General features: G+C 44.4%; 19 protein-coding genes. 15 read left to right on the top strand and 4 right to left on the bottom strand.

Annotated elements, in window-relative coordinates; genetic code table 11:
- Positions 1 to 65 precede the first annotated feature (65 nt).
- From PTQ21_RS26010 to PTQ21_RS25980, 7 genes are all read left to right on the top strand, one after another.
- On the top strand, positions 66 to 911 hold the full coding sequence (locus PTQ21_RS26010) for a TlyA family RNA methyltransferase (protein ID WP_072735302.1): 846 nt from the start codon (positions 66 to 68) through the stop codon (positions 909 to 911).
- 201 nt (positions 912 to 1,112) lie between these two features.
- A complete protein-coding gene (locus PTQ21_RS26005; protein ID WP_274567665.1) occupies positions 1,113 to 1,481 on the top strand; it encodes a hypothetical protein in 369 nt (122 codons plus the stop codon).
- A gap of 124 nt (positions 1,482 to 1,605) precedes the next feature.
- Positions 1,606 to 2,055: a transcriptional regulator AhrC/ArgR gene (gene ahrC, locus PTQ21_RS26000; RefSeq protein ID WP_063565708.1), complete on the top strand. Its 450-nt coding sequence runs from the start codon at positions 1,606 to 1,608 to the stop codon at positions 2,053 to 2,055.
- 57 nt (positions 2,056 to 2,112) lie between these two features.
- Positions 2,113 to 3,831: a DNA repair protein RecN gene (gene recN, locus PTQ21_RS25995; protein ID WP_064636757.1), complete on the top strand. Its 1,719-nt coding sequence runs from the start codon at positions 2,113 to 2,115 to the stop codon at positions 3,829 to 3,831.
- A gap of 120 nt (positions 3,832 to 3,951) precedes the next feature.
- Positions 3,952 to 5,283, top strand: a complete 1,332-nt coding sequence (gene spoIVB, locus PTQ21_RS25990; protein ID WP_063565710.1) for a SpoIVB peptidase — start codon at positions 3,952 to 3,954, stop codon at positions 5,281 to 5,283.
- A 192-nt stretch (positions 5,284 to 5,475) separates the two neighbouring features.
- On the top strand, positions 5,476 to 6,291 hold the full coding sequence (gene spo0A / locus PTQ21_RS25985; RefSeq protein ID WP_063565711.1) for a sporulation transcription factor Spo0A: 816 nt from the start codon (positions 5,476 to 5,478) through the stop codon (positions 6,289 to 6,291).
- A 216-nt stretch (positions 6,292 to 6,507) separates the two neighbouring features.
- The gene (locus tag PTQ21_RS25980) at positions 6,508 to 7,008 is read left to right on the top strand and encodes a hypothetical protein (protein WP_063565712.1); all 501 of its coding nucleotides are present in this window, start codon (positions 6,508 to 6,510) and stop codon (positions 7,006 to 7,008) included.
- A 36-nt stretch (positions 7,009 to 7,044) separates the two neighbouring features.
- On the opposite strand, the gene PTQ21_RS25975 is transcribed toward PTQ21_RS25980, so the two are convergent.
- Complete coding sequence (locus PTQ21_RS25975) at positions 7,045 to 7,851, bottom strand: FlxA-like family protein (protein ID WP_274567663.1); 807 nt, start codon at positions 7,849 to 7,851, stop codon at positions 7,045 to 7,047.
- 193 nt (positions 7,852 to 8,044) lie between these two features.
- Here PTQ21_RS25975 and PTQ21_RS25970 point away from each other — a divergent pair, with 193 nt between their 5' ends.
- The 5 genes from PTQ21_RS25970 to PTQ21_RS25950 all read left to right on the top strand — a co-directional run bounded on the left by PTQ21_RS25970 (position 8,045) and on the right by PTQ21_RS25950 (position 15,217).
- The gene (locus tag PTQ21_RS25970) at positions 8,045 to 10,003 is read left to right on the top strand and encodes an AraC family transcriptional regulator (RefSeq protein WP_274567662.1); all 1,959 of its coding nucleotides are present in this window, start codon (positions 8,045 to 8,047) and stop codon (positions 10,001 to 10,003) included.
- Positions 10,004 to 10,189: 186 nt separating this feature from the next.
- Positions 10,190 to 12,169, top strand: a complete 1,980-nt coding sequence (locus PTQ21_RS25965) for an AraC family transcriptional regulator (protein WP_269055890.1) — start codon at positions 10,190 to 10,192, stop codon at positions 12,167 to 12,169.
- A 157-nt stretch (positions 12,170 to 12,326) separates the two neighbouring features.
- A complete protein-coding gene (locus PTQ21_RS25960; RefSeq protein ID WP_079694105.1) occupies positions 12,327 to 13,364 on the top strand; it encodes an NAD(P)/FAD-dependent oxidoreductase in 1,038 nt (345 codons plus the stop codon).
- Positions 13,365 to 13,557: 193 nt separating this feature from the next.
- A complete protein-coding gene (locus PTQ21_RS25955) occupies positions 13,558 to 14,202 on the top strand; it encodes a hypothetical protein (protein WP_269055892.1) in 645 nt (214 codons plus the stop codon).
- A gap of 538 nt (positions 14,203 to 14,740) precedes the next feature.
- Entirely contained in the window at positions 14,741 to 15,217 is a 477-nt protein-coding gene (locus tag PTQ21_RS25950; RefSeq protein WP_024630975.1) for a hypothetical protein, read from the top strand.
- 223 nt (positions 15,218 to 15,440) lie between these two features.
- Here the strand turns inward: PTQ21_RS25950 and PTQ21_RS25945 are convergent, their stop codons facing one another.
- Positions 15,441 to 16,034, bottom strand: a complete 594-nt coding sequence (locus tag PTQ21_RS25945; RefSeq protein WP_024630974.1) for a thymidine kinase — start codon at positions 16,032 to 16,034, stop codon at positions 15,441 to 15,443.
- Positions 16,035 to 16,218: 184 nt separating this feature from the next.
- Between PTQ21_RS25945 and PTQ21_RS25940 the strand changes: the two genes are divergently transcribed.
- Complete coding sequence (locus tag PTQ21_RS25940) at positions 16,219 to 16,431, top strand: hypothetical protein (RefSeq protein ID WP_063565718.1); 213 nt, start codon at positions 16,219 to 16,221, stop codon at positions 16,429 to 16,431.
- A gap of 8 nt (positions 16,432 to 16,439) precedes the next feature.
- Here PTQ21_RS25940 and PTQ21_RS25935 read toward each other — a convergent pair whose 3' ends face one another.
- Positions 16,440 to 16,787 carry a potassium channel family protein gene (locus PTQ21_RS25935; RefSeq protein WP_024630972.1) on the bottom strand — a complete coding sequence of 116 codons (348 nt, stop codon included), beginning with the start codon at positions 16,785 to 16,787 and terminating at the stop codon, positions 16,440 to 16,442.
- A gap of 186 nt (positions 16,788 to 16,973) precedes the next feature.
- Complete coding sequence (locus PTQ21_RS25930; protein WP_063565720.1) at positions 16,974 to 17,297, bottom strand: DUF2627 domain-containing protein; 324 nt, start codon at positions 17,295 to 17,297, stop codon at positions 16,974 to 16,976.
- 244 nt (positions 17,298 to 17,541) lie between these two features.
- Here PTQ21_RS25930 and lpdA point away from each other — a divergent pair, with 244 nt between their 5' ends.
- Both lpdA and PTQ21_RS25920 read left to right on the top strand, forming a co-directional pair.
- Positions 17,542 to 18,966, top strand: a complete 1,425-nt coding sequence (lpdA, locus tag PTQ21_RS25925; protein ID WP_063565721.1) for a dihydrolipoyl dehydrogenase — start codon at positions 17,542 to 17,544, stop codon at positions 18,964 to 18,966.
- 139 nt (positions 18,967 to 19,105) lie between these two features.
- Positions 19,106 to 20,134 (top strand): thiamine pyrophosphate-dependent dehydrogenase E1 component subunit alpha, encoded by a 1,029-nt coding sequence (locus PTQ21_RS25920; protein WP_063565722.1) that lies wholly within the window; start codon positions 19,106 to 19,108, stop codon positions 20,132 to 20,134.
- Positions 20,135 to 20,136: the final 2 nt, after the last annotated feature.

Below are 20,136 nucleotides of genomic sequence, written 5' to 3'. Positions count from 1 at the left end.
GAACAATCAGAGAAACTGGAACACATTATTGATTAATTAGGATTACTACATGATAGGAGAAAGACATGTCACTCCCGAAAGAACGAATTGATGTTCTGCTGGTTGAGCAGGGATACTACGAAAGTCGTGAGAAGGCAAAAGCTGCAATCATGGCTGGACTGGTATATGCCAACAATGAGCGGATTGAAAAAGCGGGCATGAAGATTCCACGGGAAGCCGAACTTAAAGTAAAGGGTTCAGTACATCCCTATGTCGGTAGAGGCGGATTAAAGCTTGAAAAAGCGATCCGTCACTTCGATCTCGATATGAATGGACTTGTGATGCTTGATATCGGTTCATCCACTGGTGGATTTACTGATTGTGCCCTACAACATGGTGCATCTCATGTATATGCCATAGATGTAGGATATAACCAGCTGGATTGGTCACTCCGTAATGATGAACGGGTTACTGTAATGGAAAGAACCAATTTCCGTTATGTGACTCCCGCAGATCTTCATGGACCTGTGCCGAATTTTGCTAGTATTGATGTATCCTTTATTTCGCTGAGAATTATTTTGCCGCCGTTGCTGGCACTTCTAAAGCAACCGGCAGATATTGTGGCGTTAATTAAACCTCAGTTTGAAGCAGGCCGTGAGAAAGTCGGCAAGTCTGGCGTCGTTCGTGATACAAAGGTTCACAAGGACGTTTTGCAGACGATGCTTCGTTTCGCAAATGAGCTTGGATTAAAGCTAAAAGGTTTAACATTCTCGCCGATTACAGGCGGAGAAGGAAATATTGAATTTCTCGCTCACTGGCGTCTGGAAGAACCAGAGGCAACACAACAAGAGAACGTTCAGGCTTCACTTGATGCACTTGCAGATCAAGTTGCAAGGGAAGCTGCCCATACTTTTACAGGAAACTCATCATAGGATGGGTTTCTTTTCGCTGGAAAGGTGACATTCTAAAAGGAAATCGGTTGTCGAATCTCGAATATGTCTTCGAGGTGAGCGATGATGGATGGGCAATATGACACAATTGTTATTGGTGTACTTGCTGTCTGCTTAATTTTATGGCTGTTCTCTGGCTTTCGGAATTGGGTTAATCGTCCGATTCCAGTAAACTTGTCGGGTATGCAACTGAATTTAGAAATTCAGGATTCACCCGCAGTGGATCTGCTTGAAGCGGAAGGATATGAAGTCATCGGAGGTAAAATGAAAATTCCTTTAGCCTTTGAAGCGGATGAATCCGTTTATTTCAGCAGGCTGTTCATTGATTATGTAGCAGAGCGTGATGATGAGAGATATCTGGTGAAGACGTCCCGTCGCAGGCAACCTCTTGAACTTACTGGGCCATCCCTGCGAGACCGCTTCCTGTATTATTTATTGTTATATCCCAGCTGTGAAGGGTTGTTGTATGTGGACTTGGAGGAATCGGATATCAAGGTAATCAGGCTCATGGACTATCAAGAAGACGTGTACGATGGAGATGATCTGGACTAAGGGGAGTAATGAAACCTGAAAGTTGTTTATATAACGAATGAACGAATTGCAGGATGGCAAACGTTATGGAAATTAGAATTTGCCGTTTTATTGCAATACATTGAACTTTTAACTGGAGGCATGTATGAAAGGACAACGACACATTAAAATACGTGAAATCATTAGTCAAAACGAAATTGAAACCCAGGATGATCTGGTTGAAGCTTTGCGTAAATCCGGATTCCAGGTGACTCAAGCCACTGTATCACGGGATATTAAGGAGCTTCTTTTAATCAAGATTCCCATGGACGATGGACGATATAAGTATTCGCTACCTACAGACCAACGATATAATCCGATTCAGAAACTGAAACGTGCTCTTGTGGACAACTTCTTACACATTGATCATACAAACAATCTGGTTGTAATGAAGTGTTTGCCTGGCACAGCTAACTCCATTGCTGCCTTGCTCGATAATATTGAGTGGACGGAAGTGATGGGGACCATCTGTGGAGATGATACCATACTCATCATTTGCCGGACGGAAAGTAACAGCGTGACCGTAATCGAGCGGATTATGGGTTATATTTCCTAGAATATAATGGTTCAAAAACATAATTTCTGAGTGAGTCATCCGGAGGTGTTTTTGCAGATGTTAGTTACATTATCGATTCGTAATTTGGCTGTTGTAGAAGAAGTTGATGTTGTTTTCCACCCGGGATTCCATGTCTTGTCTGGTGAAACAGGAGCGGGTAAATCGATCATTATTGATGCCTTGGGTCTGATTGCTGGTGGACGAAGCTCTGCCGATCTGATCCGTTATGGATGTGAGAAGGCCGAGATGGAGGCTCTGTTTGAAATGGAGCCAAGCCATCCGGTATGGGTAACGTTAGAGAAGCTTGGCATCCATTGTGAACCGGAGGAGCATCTGGTGATTCGCCGGGAACTGAATACCCAAGGCAAAAGTACATCTCGTATTAACGGCCAATTGGTCAATTTAACGATGCTCCGTGAAGTCGGAGAAAAATTAATTAATATTCATGGACAGCATGAACATCAAAGTTTGTTGCGCGCAGAAAGTCATCTGGGGCTTCTGGATACATACGGGGCAGCAATCATCGGTCCAGTCAAGACGGAATATCAAGAACGCTACAGTAAATTTATTACGGCGGAAAAAGAACTGCGTGCACTTCAGGAATCCAGTCAACGTGCGTATCAATTGCTGGACATGTACCGTTTTCAACTTGAAGAGATTGCAGCTGCTTCTCTAACGCAGGGTGAGGATGAATTACTCGGAGAAGAACGGGTCAAACTATCCCATAGTGAGAAAATGATGGACAGTGTTGCTGGTGCATATGATCTGCTTAGCGGTCAACGTGGGTTAGAAGCTGTAAGTATCGCGCTGTCACGAATTGAAGATATATCAGGATATGATAGCAAAGGCTTGCAGCCTATTGTTGAACAGCTCCAGTCAGCATTTTATCAGTTGGAAGACGCGACGTTTCAGTTGCGTGATTATCGGGAGAAGATCGAATTTAACCCGGGTAGATTGGAAGAAGTGGAACAGCGACTGAATCTGATTTCTGGCCTCAGACGGAAATACGGTGACAGTGTGGAACTTATTTTGAATTATTATGAACAAATTAGCCATGAAACCGACCAGTTGGAGAACAAGGATGAACGTTTGGAGAAGCTGCGTAATGAACGTGACAAATTGCTCAAATTAGTCATGGAGTCTGCGGAGGAACTCAGCCGGGTTCGTAAACAATGTGCAGAGGAACTTGCAGCGCAGGTGGAAAGTGAACTGAAGGATTTGCAGATGGAGAGAACGACGTTACGAGTTCAAATTACTCCTTTTGAAGATGCAAAAGGGATCGAATGGAATGGGCGTCGCATTCGCCTTACGCGTCAGGGTGCAGATAATGCGGAATTCCTGATCTCTCCGAATCCAGGTGAGCCTTTACGTCCGCTCGGCAAGATTGCTTCCGGTGGTGAGTTGTCCCGAATGATGCTGGCGATGAAGAGTATTTTCGCACGTCATGACCGGATTCCGGTGTTGATCTTTGACGAGGTGGATACAGGTGTGAGCGGAAGAGCAGCACAATCCATAGCGGAGAAATTATACCGTCTGTCCTCCACTTGCCAAGTTTTCTCTATTACTCACTTGCCACAGGTCGCTTGTATGGCCGATCATCAGTATCTCATCGAAAAGCATGTGTATGACGGACGCACGATGACACAAGTGGAATCGCTGTCAGACGAAGGCAGAGTGAAGGAATTGGCACGTATGCTCGGCGGTGTGGAAATTACAGAAAAAACTCTGCATCATGCACAGGAAATGCTGAATTTGGCGGAAGCCAAAAAAGGGTGAAACGAGCGGCTGGCGTAATGATTGACAGTAATAAAAGCCTGGGGGCGAGGTTATCTTATAGGTACGCAATTGGCGACCACCTTTCGTCAAGCGAAAGAAGCAAAGGGAGTGTGACAGCCATTGAATTCCCCCCTCAGGAAGAAATTGCTAGGTCTTTTATTTGCCTTCTTTCTATGTGTGATCAGCCAGGCCATTCAGCCTGTGCAAAGTTATGCTTCATTGCCTGATGAACTTCAGGTATTTGCAGGCAGGCAGGCTGACGTTCATCTCGCTGTACCGGCTGCTTCAAGCGCTGTTGTGGATCGTCCTGACATCGTCGGTTTTGATGGAAAGGAAACTGCAGTTCACGTAACGAAGCAACAACCTTTGCATCTTCATCCCCAACAAACGGGACATGCCAAATTAACGTTGAAGTTGTGGGGAAAAATTCCGGTAAAAACAGTTAACGTAAATGTGATTCCGGATTTGCGTGTAGTACCCGGGGGACAAACCATTGGCGTCAAAGTAAAATCTGCAGGTATTCTGGTTGTAGGGCACCATCTGGTCCGTTCTGGACAAGATGAACGTGTATCCCCTGGAGAATCAGCAGGCATCAAGCTTGGAGATCTGATTACCCATATGGACGGTAAACGCCTTGATGGTGTATCGGGTGTAGCTGAAGCTGTTGAGCTTGCAGGCAAGAGCAAAAAAGGAATTGATGTCGTTTTAAAACGAGGTAAAGAAACGGTTAAAACCCGTTTGACACCGGCTTATGACGCGGAAGACAAAGCCTGGAGGCTTGGCTTGTACATTCGTGACTCCGCCGCAGGTGTAGGAACATTAACCTTCTATGCTCCAGATCAAGGCGTATATGGCGCTCTAGGACATGTCATCACGGATATGAACACGCAGACCTCCATCGTTGTCGGTAGTGGTCAGATTGTTCAGTCCAATGTAACGTCAATCTCTAAGAGTGAATCCGGTGATCCGGGTGAAAAACGAGCTCATTTCCTGAAAGAAAGCAAAATTTTGGGCAATATTGAACGTAATACGGCTTTTGGTATCTTTGGTAAAATGTCCGGAAATCCTGAACATAGTTTGTATTCAAAAGGAATTCCTGTTGCTTTCTCCCATGAAGTAAAAGAAGGTCCTGCAGAAATTCTCACAGTTGTTGAGGGTCAGCAGGTGGAGCGTTTCTCGATTGATATTGTTCACGTAGCAGACCAATCCGAACCGGCGACCAAAGGTCTGGTGCTTCGAATCACAGATCCGAAGCTGCTGGATAAGACCGGAGGCATTGTACAAGGCATGAGTGGTAGCCCCATTGTGCAAAATGGTAAACTTATCGGTGCCGTGACCCATGTGTTTGTCAATGATCCGAAATCAGGTTATGGCTGCTTCATTGAGTGGATGTTACAAGATGCAGGAGTCATGATGAAAAAGGATAATGCAAAAAACCTTAAGGCGGGATAACCTCCTTAAGGTTTTTTTGTCGAATGGAAACATATAATATCGGATAATGAAATAAATTATTTATTATATAGCAATGAGAAAAAAAAATAAAGAAAAATAATTTTCGACAGAAGGAATTTCCTCCCCTGTGTCGAAAATTTAACCTGTAAGGAAATGTACGAAACGATGTTTAAATTAAAGGAGGATACCGTTTTGCAAAAAATTGAGGTATTGCTGGCCGATGATAATCGTGAATTTACGAATTTGCTTGCCGAATATATATCCGAACAGGAAGACATGGAAGTAACCGGAATTGCTTACAATGGAGAAGAAGTGCTGCAGTTGCTGGAGCAGACTCGCGATGTACCGGATGTACTTATTCTGGATATTATTATGCCTCACCTGGATGGACTGGGTGTACTGGAGCGTCTGCGCAACCTGAATCTGTCTCCACAGCCCAAAGTCATTATGCTTACGGCTTTCGGACAAGAGAATATCACGCAGCGTGCCGTGCAACTCGGAGCTTCTTATTACATCCTGAAACCATTTGACATGGAAGTACTCGCGAATCGTGTACGTCAACTGGTTGGCACGCAAACCACGATCTCCACAGGCGGTGGTGGCGGTTCATCGATGTTTATGAACAAGTCCAACGTGGTGCCGATGGGTAAGCACAAAAATTTGGATGCAAGCATTACGTCCATCATACATGAAATCGGCGTTCCTGCGCATATTAAAGGATATCAGTATTTACGCGAAGCCATCACTATGGTGTATAACAATATCGAAATTTTGGGTGCTATCACGAAAACCTTGTACCCAGCGATTGCCGAAAAGTTCAAAACAACGCCGTCTCGCGTCGAACGAGCCATTCGTCATGCTATCGAAGTGGCTTGGACACGTGGTAACATCGACAGCATCAGCCACCTGTTTGGTTATACCATCAATATCAGCAAGTCGAAACCGACGAACTCCGAGTTCATCGCGATGGTCGCTGACAAGCTTAGAATTGAGAATAAGGTGTCCTGAAAGGATCAGGAATGATATATAATAATTCTTGATTACTTATGTATTGAGCAGATTGAAATTTATGATTTAACATAAATAATGAAACCTAAAAAACCGTTACAATCGGGCTTAAATAGCCTTTTTGTAACGGTTTTTTATACATGTAGGAGGCGTTTACAACCTCTACTCTTGTTATAATGAAATAAATTTTAATGCTTTAAAAGAAGTGCAAAGGAGATGGATCTACTGAATAAAACTGAAATTTCACAACTAATCTTTTCTAAGTATCTCGAAGCAGGTAATTTGGTGAGTTATTTTGGTCAAGAAATAGTTCATATTGATAATTTAAAAAAATATTCAGATGAGCAATGGTTAAGTAAGAGTGAAGAAGTACTAACTTTTGATTTTGATGGCTGGTCAGCCAATGTAACTTTTACTAAAAACGGTTCTTATCATAGTGACAGCTTAGATTTCTTCTTTTCTACAAATGATGCTAATAAGTATACTATTGGACTTTATGAAGATCTGCAGCGCTTCATTCTTAGCAGTGGAATAAATGTGAACCAGTTTGTTTCCGACAATGAGCTCGTAATTTTGTTCAAGAACGCAGCCAGTGCTCATTATTTGTTGCAGAATGATCGTTATGTGCTTCGAAAGCTGTCGGGAGCTTTTTTAGATTATGCTCAGACATATGCCTACTATAAAAAAATATATGGTGAATCAACATCCATTTTTTAATATGGTCTGAAACTACATATCACCTCTGTCACCTGTTCAAACCCGAATGTCGAGCGATGTAAAGGAAGGGGCAGGGGATTCATTTGATTGAGTCTCTTGAATTTTTCCTAGGTCTTTATCATTCTGCGTACCATTGGAAATCTTCGATTTATTTTCAGCCTTATTTCCCTCAACAACTTCCTGATTTTCCTTTTCCACAGAGGATGAAGGTGTAGGAGACGAAACGGATTCTTTTGGTTCAGGCTGATGTATCTCTTTCATCAACTCTCCAATCTTCTGACCTACTTTGCTCATTTGGGAGCTGATGTCCTGCACGATTTCTCTTTTTTTCTGGAATACCGTACGTTCAGCATTTTCAAGCATCATCGATTTGCCAGCATCATTGCCAGCATTAATCTCCAGAACCAGTCGGTCAAACTTGGTTTCACCTTCAATGGTTTGTATGGAGCTGTTCATGCGATCTCGCAAACCGACCAGTTTACCTAACTGATCGTAAGTCTGACTGTGCTTAATTAGATGGTCCATGGATGGGGGTTGAGCTTCGTCATTGCGCTGGGGCTGTTGTTCTTTGGTCTTCTCAGGCTGTTTTAATTTGTTCTTTTCCTCCATTTCCTCTGCTTTGATCTGGGCGATCTGCGTGTCGATTTGCGTAATGGAGCTCGTTAATGATTTGATTCGTGCTGCTTTGGTTTTAGTGTCCAGTTCATCATTGGATTTTACAGCTTGTACTTCTTCATTAAGCCTAACCTTCTGCTGCATAAGTCCCTGAATTTCCTTATCTCTACTGGAGACTTGGCTCCCGGGGGTGAAGCTGCTTTTGGAGGCAGGTGAAATTGAATTCATGGTCTTTTCCCCTTCTTCGTTATATCGTGGATCTACTTACATATATCGGATGTTACGAGAAGCAAATGAAGATACGCTGGTAATAAGTTCTTTTCACTTGTGTGTTGCTTACTTGCGAATAATGATTGATAATGGTTATCAATGAGTGAAGGACTGTTTAGTCAATCTATTTAGACGGAGTTGGGTTAATGAAATGTGGAATAATTATTACATACTCTGGAACTATGCTGCTGTGAGTATTGCGGATATACGTTATATGGAGTTAGGGCCAACCGAGGAGCTAACATATAAATTTCCTGCGAGCACGTTTGTATTCACCATCCAGGGTAAAGCCTATGTGACCATAAACGACCAGAAGCATGAAGTGAGTCGTTTTTATGTTCTTCATGGTGGAAAAGGGAGCGTGCTGCATATTGAAGCTGGACAATCTGGATTAAACCTGTTTTACCTTATGTACAAATCAAGCTTGCCAAGTGGAGGAAGAACCGATTTGGGCAACATGATGGAGCACATGAATCCATTTCAGCTAACCTATGGTTTTGCCCCTGAGTCACCTGTTGTGCTGTATGAGCAAGTAAAACAGATACACGCTTTATGGAATCAAAAGAACCCCATACATCATTTTCAGGCAAAAAGTCTTTTTTATCCTTTTGTAGAGCAAGTATCAGCACAAATTCCTCATGCTGCAACTCGTTATTCCATTACGAATCAGGTCAGCAAAGTCATCAAAATTGTGGAATCCTCTTATGCTGAGCCCCTAACATTGCATGTTTTGGCGGAGAAGGTCGGCAGCAGTCCCAGAAGTCTGTCCCGCAAGTTCAAGCAGGCCACGGGTTATAGTCCAATCGACTATTTGATTCAGTTCCGTTTGTTCAAGGCCAAGGAGATGCTGCTGCATACCGACGCTACATTGGATGAGATTGCGGCAGGCATCGGTTATCCGGACGGATATTATCTAGGGCGTATGTTCAAAAAACATACAGGTGTTTCTCCGCTTCAGTTTAAGGAGAAAACATCGGGCACCTTAAAATGGCCTGATCTGACATCGGCCCTGGCGCGAAATGACATTTCCAGTGGAAGAGCTGGAAGGTATGTTTATAACGATGATGATAATCATTATCAATATAAACACGGAGGGTCATTGTACATGAATAGACAGACAAGAACGGGAATGCTGCTTAGTATTTTATTAAGTCTTACTTTACTGCTGAGTGCCTGCTCGCCAGGGGCAACTAGTAATTCTGGGGGAGAAACAGCCGGAAGCAAAGGGACTTCGAGTGTTACCAGCACAGTAACGGCTGATAGCCAATCGAACAATTCCGAGCCTCGGATCATCTCGACGGTTAAGGGAGATATCACGGTCCCGTCTGAACCCAAGCGAATTGTGGTGGATTTATATTTAGGAAGCCTGATTGCTTTGGGAATCAAGCCAGTCGGTACACCGGAAATGAACTTGAAGAACCCCTATTTTATCAAATCACTTGAGGGAGTAGAGAATATTGGTGAATACGAAACTATTTCTCTTGAAAAGGTGTTGGAACTTCAACCAGATCTGATTGTCACAGGTGATCCTGATTTGTTTGATTCTTTTAGCAAAATTGCGCCTACGCTTGTTGTTCCTTATGGAGAGTTGAAAAATACCCATGAAGAGATCGCTTATTTCGGTAAAGCGTTGAACAAAGAAAAAGAGGCTGAGTCATGGTTGGACGACTACGACGGACGAATTGCGGATGCCAAGAAGCGTGTAAGTGAAGCAATCGACGCAGATGCAGAAGTATCCGTTATGCAATTTTACGATAAAGGACCGTTAGCCTTTGGTGATAATTTTGGGCGTGGAGGTCAAGCTGTGTACAGTGCTCTCGGATTGAATCCTCCGGCAGACAAAAAAGAGATATTAATGAAAGATCAGCTTGTTGAAGTCTCGTCCGAATCCATACCCGAATTTTCCGGTGATTACATTATTCTTACGGCAGACAACCTGACTGTAGAGGAATTGAAATCCAAGCCAGTATGGAGTTCGCTTGATGCCGTCAAGAATGATCGTGTGTTTATCTGGAGTCCGGATCGTTCATGGTACTTTGACCCTATTGCAACGTTGGATCAGACCGAGGAATTGGCAGCTTGGTTCACGAAGACAGCGGATCAAAAGTAAATCTTTCGAATCATTGGTTGATGAAATTGAATCCTGGTCAAAATTCAGTTGATAATGAAAATTATTATCATCTATAATGAAGGAATAATAGTGAACCACTATAAAGCTTCGGTTAGAGGATGGTTTGCAGAATAATGACCTGCACAAGGTCTTGTTCCTGGTGAGACTGGGATTGGAGAGTAATCGATGCAATTAAACGAACAGATGCAAAGCTGGAATCACGCGGCTGTTAAAATTCTGGATATACGCCGGATCGCCATGGAGGTAGGGGAGATACAGGAGTCCTATTTGCTTCCGGCAAACGCTTTTATATACAGCATTCGGGGTGCAGCTCAACTTAAATTGGATGGGAAAACACACGAAGCACAGCGATTCTGTATTCTGCATGGTGGTAAAGGATCATCACTGGATATTCGGGTGAGCGAAAAGTTTGAATATTACTTGTTGTTCTACCGGGCATTCCTTGCGTTCCCAACTCATCGTAAAACATGGCGGTTGTCACAACCTCCTCAGATTGCTCCGTTCTCTTTGCAATATGGATTTACGCCGAGCAATCCTCTTGCTATATTGCGCTATTTTGGAGAACTGGAGAAAGCGTGGGATCAGGCGAGCAGACTGGACTTGCTACAAGTAAAAAGTTTGTTCTACCAATTTATTTATGAGCTGTTGTTTCAATTGGCAGAGCAGGAAGTCAGAACAGTGCTTCCAGACCCTATTGAGCAAACACTTCGCTACATCCAGGAGCATTATAGGGAACAGGTGACTCTGGATTTTCTGGCTGAACAATTCAACTACAGCTCCCGTCATTTATCTATGCAATTTAAAAGGAAGACAGGACACAGTCCGATTGATTATCTCATTCAAACGAGACTGACCAAGGCCCGGAATCTGCTTGTGCGATCCGATGCAACCCTGCGCGAAATCGCGGCAGAAGTGGGTTACACGGATGTGTATTATTTCAGCCGTATTTTCAAAAAACATGTGGGCCTGTCCCCCACACTCTATCAGCGGAAAATAAGAGACCAGACCCTTGCAGAGGATCGTCCATTACAATTCTCCGAATCGTCCATTGGCTGGAGATGGAAGCGAGGATATATTGATTATGAGAATCATTATCAATATATAGACGGAGGGTCTACATCAATGAAAAGAAGAAAAACAAGCTCCAGCATGATTTTGGTTGCACTTTTAAGCATCACAATGCTTTTATCGGCATGCTCCGCTGGCTCTACAACAACAACAGTTACGGGGGAAGGCACGAATACGAACTCATCTACGAGCACAGCCGCATCTTCATCATCAGATTCAGGTAGTCAAACGAACAACGAAAATGGAACACGCACGGTCTCCACGGTTAAAGGTGATGTTGTTGTCCCGGCAAATCCTAAACGGGTGGTTGTACTTTATCTTCAAGGAGATGTTGTAGCGCTTGGAATTAAGCCTATTGCGACGTCTGACGTATTTGATGGGGCTGCATATAAGAATGAGCTTGAAGGGGTAAATTCACTAGGCACCTGGTTCGAACCAAACCCTGAGGCTGTCATTGATCTGGACCCGGATTTGATCATTGTTCCTTCAGAAGAGACTTACACGCTATTAAAAGATATTGCACCAACTGTGTATGTCCCATATGAGAAATTGACAACGGAAGAAAGACTTCATAGTATCGCTAGCATTTTCGGAAAAGAACAGGAAGCAGACGTTTTAATCGACAATCTTAACAGTAAAGTTGAAGAGAGCAAGAAAAAACTTGCTGATGCAGGCATACTGGACAAAACGGCCTCCATCGTCGAGGGTGGGCTGAAAGAGATGGTCATTGTAGAAAGTAAGCAATACGGCCGAGGATCTCAGGCTATATATGAGTACTTGGAAATGAAAGCACCTGAAGCGGTCCAGAAAAAAATTGACGTCGTTTCCGACGCGGCAGGTTCGACCTTGTCCATGGAAGTTCTTCCTGAGTATATGGGAGACTACGTGTTTCGTTCGGTATATGAAGGGGCAGATAACCTTAACGATAATCCAATTTGGAATAGCATACCCGCTATCAAAGAAGGCCGTTTAATCGAGATTGATTTTGATTTCTTCTATTACTCGGATATCTATTCCATCAACAAGCAAATCGATTTCGTTGTCGAGCATCTACTGGCAGCTCCCAAAGTTAAGTAATCAACAAATAAATAACCGATGGTAGTTTTGTATAAGAAATGTTTGAATTTTAGCCATTGTAATTTGATAAGTTTCCCATTAGACTAGGAAAAGAGTGATAATGAGAATCGATATCAAATAGTCGAGCGCTTTGGATCGAACTGATGGAGGTAACTACATGGATCAGCATTTGGAATTATATGATGTAACAATTATCGGCGGTGGACCTGCCGGCATGTATTCTGCATTTTACAGTGGGATGCGTGATATGAAGACCAAGTTGATTGAGGCGCGGGATAAATTGGGTGGTCGCATGCTCTTTTATCCAGAAAAAATGATCTGGGACGTTGGCGGCGTCACCCCGATTCTGTGTGAAAATTTGATTAAACAGCTGGAAGAACAGGCTAGAACATTTGAGCCAACGATTGTGTTTGAACAGCAAATTGAAGGATTTGAGCGTCAGCCTGATGGCACGATTCTGCTGACATCGAATACAGGAGAACAACACTGGACACGTACCGTCATATTGGCGATCGGGTATGGTATATATAAAATGGCCAAGCTGGAGCTTGAAGGAGCTGACCGTTATGAGGTTACCAATCTTCACTATACAGTACAGGAGCTGGAGCCTTTCCGTGGTAAACGGGTACTGATCTCTGGTGGAGGTGACTCCGCGGTGGATTGGGCCAATGAGCTTGAAGCACTGGCAGAGCAAGTGACGGTTGTGCATCGTCGTGACCGCTTTGGTGGATTGGAGCGAAATGTACTTAGGATGAGAGAATCCTCAGTGGATATTCGTACACCATACGCCGTTGATACCCTACATAGTCAAAGTGGGGAGATCATCGAACAAGTGACGATATCCCATGTTGAAACTGGTGAGAGTGAAGTCCTTGATGTGGATGCGATTATCGTCAACCACGGCATGAAGAGTGACTTTGGCCCGCTCCGGGATTGGGGACTTGATCTTGGTGAATGGCATGTCAAAACAACAGAGAAGCTGCAAACGAATATTCCAGGTGTCTTCGCTGCAGGAGACTTTGTAGATTATGGAAGTAAACTGTATCTGATTGCTGGTACATTTACGGATGCAGCCCTCGCGGTGAACAGTGCAAAACTGTATATGGACCCTGAGGCGGAGAAAGTTGCCTATGTGTCTTCCCATAACAGCCGGTTCAAGGAAAAAAATAAAGAACTTGGTGTTGTGGAAGAATAGAATCAAACGAAGTAGTTCTGGCTAATGCCAGAACTGCTTTTTTTTGTTTCCATTTTCGGTATGAACCTCCACGAACTGCACAACATAGAACAGGCACCGGAATTGAACATACATCATCAACTGTCTATAATGAGCCTTAGAAGTTAGGAATAACAGCAAGAAACGTCAAACAGATTAGAGTGGAGTGCACAATATGGAAAAAAAATTTCAACGTATATCCACATTCATTCATCGGTGGTTCAAAGGCCGTGAGAAAAAACGCATCAAATGGTCGGAAGTCTATCTCGCTGTTGCTGGAAAAATGCATCGACTACTGGTGGAAGGCCGGCGCGCACGTTCAGCGTCCAGAAGGCTGCATCAGGATTTGCCTATTACCGCTTTGGGCCAAATGAAGCTGGAGCCAGGAGATATTTTATATACGCCAAGTTCGGAATCGACTTATTACGCCGGGCACATGGGGATTATTGGACTCGACGGTAAAGTGTATCACGTACACCCTTATGGGCCCGTGTTTGCCGATTCCTTGGATTGGTACATCACTCGCTTTTATGAAGGGGATCGTTTCATTGTATTTCGTTCCCGTCTGAATCAGGCTGGTGTGAAGGCAGCGCAGTGGGTACAGGATCATTACAAGCAGGTAAAATTCTATCGATTGCAGACGAATCTGCGCAGCATTGAACGAAACTATTGTTCCAAATTTATATATCAGGCGTACCAATTTACAACTGGACTTGATCTGTGGAGTCGCAAGTTTGTGAAGCTGAATCAGGGATATATCTATCCGTTTCGAATTGAGCGCTCATCCGCGCTTGAGGTTCTTGGAACGTTTTATAAATAAGGCAAGTTAACCGACGGAAGTTTCTTTCTCATACAAGAGGATGGGGCAGGTTCTGTCGGTTTTTTTTGTATGCGTAGAGATCAAAAACAGGAAAAAGGCTCAAAACGTCGAATAGATTATGAGATAGGCATGCACAACTTGGAATCGTATACATAACCAATGCAGGATCAATTTTTGCCCAAGCATAAGCAATTCACCCCTTAGAAGGCAAACAAGGAAGAGAGAGAAAGAGATGAAATGGCTGAACTTTGTGCGCAGGTTCAAATCAAACTCAAACGTAGTAAACCTATCCGATTACACTCCCAGGAAGGAAAGGAGGCAATATTGTTCCATCTGTAGTAAAAAAGTGAAGTCCATCGTGTATTATGCGACTTCCCAGGGAAATGTTGCAGGTGTATGCAGTTCTTGTAAATCAGTGGCGGAACATCGAGGAATGTTACCCATTTAATAAGGAAGAGATACGCTCAGGAAATAACATTGCTTTGATTTATGAGCGTTTTTGTAGTACATTAGCAAATGTATTCGAAGGAGGATTCTAATGTACTCAGGTAGACAAGACGATACTTTATACATCATGACCTACACCTTAAACAGCGGTATCAAGGGTACGGTTCCACTGTCAAATAAGCAGATTATTGAGTGGCTGGATTGCTACAGAAATGAGAAGCGCTTCGTGACCGAAATCGGCAAGGAGTTTTTTGGATTGAATGCAGGATTGGTAGCAGATTTTAAAGTTCAGAATCATTTATCGGATTATCAGCAGACAATTATGCCTACACAGCAGCAGGATAACATGGAACGTTTGTCCAGCGCATATAAATCAACCGAGTTATTAATGAAGATTGATTGTAAATGTGGCACGGCATATGTTACGGAGTCTCCATATAAGCGCACCAAATGGTACTGCACCAAGTGCAAAGAGATTGTATTTTTGGATGCAAAAAAAGGAATGGTAGAAACGTCGCGTGGCGACGCTTACTACATGACCAACAAATATTTTGTTTCCCGGGACTAGCGGGAGATGACGAATGGGAAGCATCGCTGTGAGGCGGTGCTTTTTTGTGTGCAAAGAAAGAGCAAATGACCGAGTTAAGCAGAGGTATATTAAGGGTATGCTGGTAAAAAGGAGTTATAATAAAAAAAGCCCTCGGGGGCTTTTTTTGAAATCTCAGGAAACCTGTAGCAGTAGATACCGCCGATCAGAACCTATAGATTAATCATGGAAAAGCTGATTCAGCTCAGCATTCAACTTTGTGAGGAGGAATGAAGCAGCAGCGACAGCGCGGCTCGTAAGCTTCTGAATCGCCAATCATGACGACAGGACCAAGCGTTACAGGCTCTCCATTAACGATACGCTGGGTGAAAGCCGCATCCGGGCTTCCGCATACGGCACAGAATGCCGACAGTTTCTCAATATCATCCGCCATAGCGAGCAAACCGCCTACATATCCAAATTCCTTGCCACGGTAATCCATATTCAGTCCATCCACAATGACGTGTTTGCCACAGTAGGCTAGCTCGGAGACCAGTTCCATGATGGCACTGCTGAAGAATTGTACTTCATCAAATGCAACAACATCAGCATCTTTGGTCTGAGTCAGGATCATCTCTACGGATTCCGGGGTCAATTGCCGGGGAATGGAATGGGCAGGCAGACGATAGCCGATTCGGCTAACAATCTCGTCTTGGGCAAACCGATCATCTTCGGCAGGTTTGTAAGCAACGACCTTTTTACGGCCAAATTGAATTAATTTCTGACAACGGCGAATGAGTTCACCGGATTTTTCACTAAACATAGGTCCTGTAATTACGGTAATTCGTCCTGTTTGCACAGTTCTGCTACTCCTCTCACATACGGGATTCAACAAAAAAAAGCGACCATTACAGAGTACCACAAAATCTTTAGTAAGAGCCAGAACTAATCTGAGCAGCTTTGTGTTACTATATGGATTGTTAAGCTGTTGGTTACGGCAGTGTAATACATAAGCCAGGAGCGATTGAAAAGAGGTGTTAACGATGAGTGAAGCATTATCCGAATTACAAGAGCGATATGAACATTTGAAAGGACAGTCAGTCCTTGACGAAGCTGCGCAGGCGTTGTTTGCAGACTTGTTCGCTGAAGCGGAGCGGCTGCAAGCCAGTAATCTGACGTTGCGCAGAACGATTCTGAAGTCCTCTTCCAAAGAGTCGCGTATGTCTACCAAGCTGCGGGATGCATTATACGAATAACCCGGAGACTACTCCGGGTTCTCTTCTGTCTGCAATTTGCGGGGAAATAGAATACCTGCTGTAATTCTGGCAATCATGGCGAAGGTGAGGCCGATACCTGCGAACATATAGATGACTGTAAAAGCCTTGCCGAATCCGGTCGATGGTACAAAATCCGGATGCCCCACCGTCGTTAGAGTTACTGCGCAGAAATAGAGGGCATCAATCCAGTGCAGACCTTCAACGCGAGTATAGAATAACGTGCCCGAGAGAAGTGTCGCCGCAGTTAATACAAACAGAGCCAGGAACTTCTGGTCCTTGAAGGCATGGAAAATGCCTTTAAGCAATCTTTTTAGCGTAATGATAAACGAGACCATCTTGAACCATCCTGTCTATAGAAGAGTGGGCATTGTGCATATTCAAGATGCTAACATTGAATTTATGCAAAATACCTGTTTGAATAAATAAGCATTATACCTGAACAAGTAACGCATATAAAGGCAGATGTAAGGTTGGGATGTTGAAATGTTGCGGAGCCAGAAAAAATGACAAAAAGCCCGGACTCAGGAAGTCGTACCGGGCGTCTCTGCTTTGTCGGCTGAGGGTGCGCTTTTTGAACGAAAACGGGGTCCTACATAATTACGCTTGCGGTCACGGAACAGAATCCAACCTCCCAGAAAACTCATGCCTGCGGCGAACAGGACAAGTCCTCCACCAAAGGAGAGCCATTGAAATCCTGGTGAGATCTGCTCGTTCCCATGCTCGGCATAATACAGGAAAAGGGCGTCCTTCATCATTAGAAAACCTTTCATTGCCATTAACCCGGGAATGACCAGAACAATAATCGCCACAAATCGTGCAAAGACCAGTCTAGTATTCATCACCATTAAACTCCTTCTGCCTGAGGTTGACGTAAAATAAAGGTTGCGCTTACAGGTCATACCTGATTCCATCATAGCTTGGTTTTCAGAAGCTGTCCATGCGTTTCAGGGTCAAATTTTGAGTTGACTGCTCAAGGGGAGTACAATGGAATATAGATAACGTCTATGAAAAAGAGAATCATTCGAATCATCATCTTACAAATATATTGAAATTGTATTGAAATTATATGGATAGAGGAGAACATTTAAGATGCCAATTACATGTGATGTTGCCATTCTTGGAGGAGGAACGGGAGGGTACGTTGCTGCCATCCGTGCCGCACAGTTAGGAAAACAGGTTGTTATTATCGAGAAGGATAAGCTGGGGGGCACTTGTCTGCATCGTGGCTGTATTCCGAGCAAGGCATTGCTGCGAAGTGCGGAAGTGTACGCTGAGATACAAGAAAGCGAAATGTATGGGATTGAAACAGCTGGAGCAACACTTGTATTTCCGAAGGTTCAGGCGCGCAAGGATGCAATTGTGGAGCAGCTTCATCAAGGTGTGCAGTATTTAATGAAAAAAAATAAAATTCAGGTCGTACACGCCAAAGGGCGCGTGATCGGACCTTCCATTTTCTCCCCTCAGAGCGGTGCAGTGGCTGTCGAGTTTGAAGATGGCGAGATGGATACAGTTGTGCCAACCAACCTCATTATTGCTACCGGATCTCGCCCACGGGTGCTGCCAGGTCTTGAGCCAGATGGCCGGTACATCATGAGCAGTGATGAGGCTTTGCGAATGGACGAATTACCAGCATCCCTGATCATTGTTGGTGGTGGGGTGATTGGCCTCGAATGGGCCTCGATGCTGAATGATTTTGGCGTTGAAATTACAGTTGTTGAAGCCGCTGCTCATGTATTGCCAGCAGAGGATGAAGATGTAGCCAAGGAAATGCAGAGATTGCTTGGGAAACGTGGTGTTCGCTTCCTAACAGGCGCTAGCGTTCTGACAGAGACATATAGCATACAGGAAGACGGTATTCAGATTGATGTCAAGCTGGGGGATGAGAAGCAAGAGACTCTGAAAGCGGACAAGATGCTGGTGTCGGTTGGTCGTCAGGCCAATGTCGAAAATATCGGACTCGAAAATACGGATATCAAACTCGAACGCGGATTTATTGCTGTGAATCAACATCTGCAAACGGGTGAGGGACATATTTATGCAATCGGCGATGTCATCGGCGGATTGCAGCTGGCGCATGCAGCGAGTCATGAAGGCATTTTGGCAGTGAATCATCTGGCGGGTGAAACGGTACATGCCGTCGAATCACATCGAATCCCGCGCTGTGTCTATACTCGTCCGGAAGCAGCGAGTATCGGATTTACGGAGCGCGAGGCCAAAGAGCGTGGTTATGAAGTGAAGACAGGCAAGTTTCCGTTCCAGGCGATTGGAAAATCTTTGGTTCATGGAAGTCGGGATGGATTCGTGAAGGTAATCGCGGATGCCAAGACGAATGATATATTGGGAGTACATATGATCGGTACCCATGTGACGGAACTGATCGCAGAGGCCTCTTTGGCTCAGATGCTGGATGCGACACCTTGGGAAGTGGGACAGACGATCCATCCTCACCCAACATTATCAGAAATCATGGGTGAAGCCATGTTGGCAGTTGACGGAAAATCGATTGGAATGTAAGCCGGACAGGCTTATGAGAAAGGTCCTTTCCTTTTTTGGGCAAATGGGATTATAATAAGGTTAAGCCAAGTCTTAGTACCAGGTTATAAGATCGGGTAGTAAGACGGGCAAAGGCTCTGATTAAAAGGAGGTACCTCATATGAGTTCAAAAGGTACTGCAGACGCGGTCCATCGGCATGAACAGCTGGGACTTAGCGATGGTGAAGTATTGGATATGTACAAATACATGCTGCTCGCACGCAAGTTTGACGAGCGTTGCTTGCTCTTACAGCGGGCCGGCAAAATTAACTTTCACGTATCCGGTGTAGGACAGGAAGCTGCGCAAGTAGGCGCTGCATTCGGTCTGGACCGGGATCACGATTATTATTTACCGTATTACCGCGATTATGGCTTTGTACTGGCAGTTGGCATGACTCCACGTGAGCTGATGCTGTCTGCTTTTGCGAAGGCGGAAGATCCGAATAGTGGAGGACGGCAAATGCCGGGTCACTTCGGTCACAAAAAGCTGCGCATTGTAACGGGCTCCAGTCCGGTTACGACACAGGTTCCGCACGCTGTAGGGTTTGCACTGGCTGCCAAAATGAAGAAGCAAGAATTCGTTTCTTTTGTAACTTTTGGTGAAGGGTCAAGCAACCAGGGAGATTTCCACGAAGGTGCCAATTTCGCAGGTGTTCATAAACTTCCTGTGATTATTATGTGTGAGAACAATCAGTATGCCATCTCGGTGCCAATTCACAAGCAGCTGAGTGGTAAAATATCAGATCGTGCACTTGGGTACGGGTTCCCCGGACTTCGTGTAGATGGAAACGATGCGCTGGAAGTATACGGTGCAGTCAAAGAAGCTCGTCGCCGCGCAATCGCTGGTGAAGGACCTACACTTATTGAAGCGATGATGTATCGGTTGTCTCCACACTCCACTTCCGACAATGATCTGGCATACCGGACCAAGGAAGAGGTTGAAGAGAACTGGAAGAAGGACGGCGTGCTTCGCATGAAGAACTATCTGATCGATTGCGGCATCTGGGATGAAGCCCGGGATGCGGATCTGGCTTCCCAGCTTGCGCTGGAAATGAAAGAAGCGACTGAATACGCAGACAACGCGCCATATCCGAAACCTGAGGACACTCTGACGCACGTTTATGCGGACAGCGAAGAAGGGGGACGGTAAGT

Source organism: Paenibacillus marchantiae, assembly GCF_028771845.1.
In the GTDB taxonomy this organism is placed as follows: domain Bacteria; phylum Bacillota; class Bacilli; order Paenibacillales; family Paenibacillaceae; genus Paenibacillus; species Paenibacillus marchantiae.
This window is presented reverse-complemented; position numbering and strand designations above follow the sequence as displayed.

Coding starts and splice junctions, on each gene's coding strand:
- recN (WP_064636757.1), top strand. CDS start 2,113: ATGTTAGTTACATTATCGATTCGTAATTTGGCTGTTGTAGAAGAAGTT.
- PTQ21_RS25920 (WP_063565722.1), top strand. CDS start 19,106: ATGAGTTCAAAAGGTACTGCAGACGCGGTCCATCGGCATGAACAGCTG.
- PTQ21_RS25950 (WP_024630975.1), top strand. CDS start 14,741: ATGTACTCAGGTAGACAAGACGATACTTTATACATCATGACCTACACC.
- PTQ21_RS26010 (WP_072735302.1), top strand. CDS start 66: ATGTCACTCCCGAAAGAACGAATTGATGTTCTGCTGGTTGAGCAGGGA.
- PTQ21_RS25935 (WP_024630972.1), bottom strand. CDS start 16,787: ATGGTCTCGTTTATCATTACGCTAAAAAGATTGCTTAAAGGCATTTTC.
- PTQ21_RS25980 (WP_063565712.1), top strand. CDS start 6,508: ATGGATCTACTGAATAAAACTGAAATTTCACAACTAATCTTTTCTAAG.
- PTQ21_RS25960 (WP_079694105.1), top strand. CDS start 12,327: ATGGATCAGCATTTGGAATTATATGATGTAACAATTATCGGCGGTGGA.
- ahrC (WP_063565708.1), top strand. CDS start 1,606: ATGAAAGGACAACGACACATTAAAATACGTGAAATCATTAGTCAAAAC.
- PTQ21_RS25975 (WP_274567663.1), bottom strand. CDS start 7,851: ATGAATTCAATTTCACCTGCCTCCAAAAGCAGCTTCACCCCCGGGAGC.
- PTQ21_RS25930 (WP_063565720.1), bottom strand. CDS start 17,297: ATGGTGATGAATACTAGACTGGTCTTTGCACGATTTGTGGCGATTATT.
- PTQ21_RS25965 (WP_269055890.1), top strand. CDS start 10,190: ATGCAATTAAACGAACAGATGCAAAGCTGGAATCACGCGGCTGTTAAA.
- lpdA (WP_063565721.1), top strand. CDS start 17,542: ATGCCAATTACATGTGATGTTGCCATTCTTGGAGGAGGAACGGGAGGG.
- PTQ21_RS25955 (WP_269055892.1), top strand. CDS start 13,558: ATGGAAAAAAAATTTCAACGTATATCCACATTCATTCATCGGTGGTTC.
- PTQ21_RS26005 (WP_274567665.1), top strand. CDS start 1,113: ATGCAACTGAATTTAGAAATTCAGGATTCACCCGCAGTGGATCTGCTT.
- PTQ21_RS25940 (WP_063565718.1), top strand. CDS start 16,219: ATGAGTGAAGCATTATCCGAATTACAAGAGCGATATGAACATTTGAAA.
- PTQ21_RS25970 (WP_274567662.1), top strand. CDS start 8,045: ATGTGGAATAATTATTACATACTCTGGAACTATGCTGCTGTGAGTATT.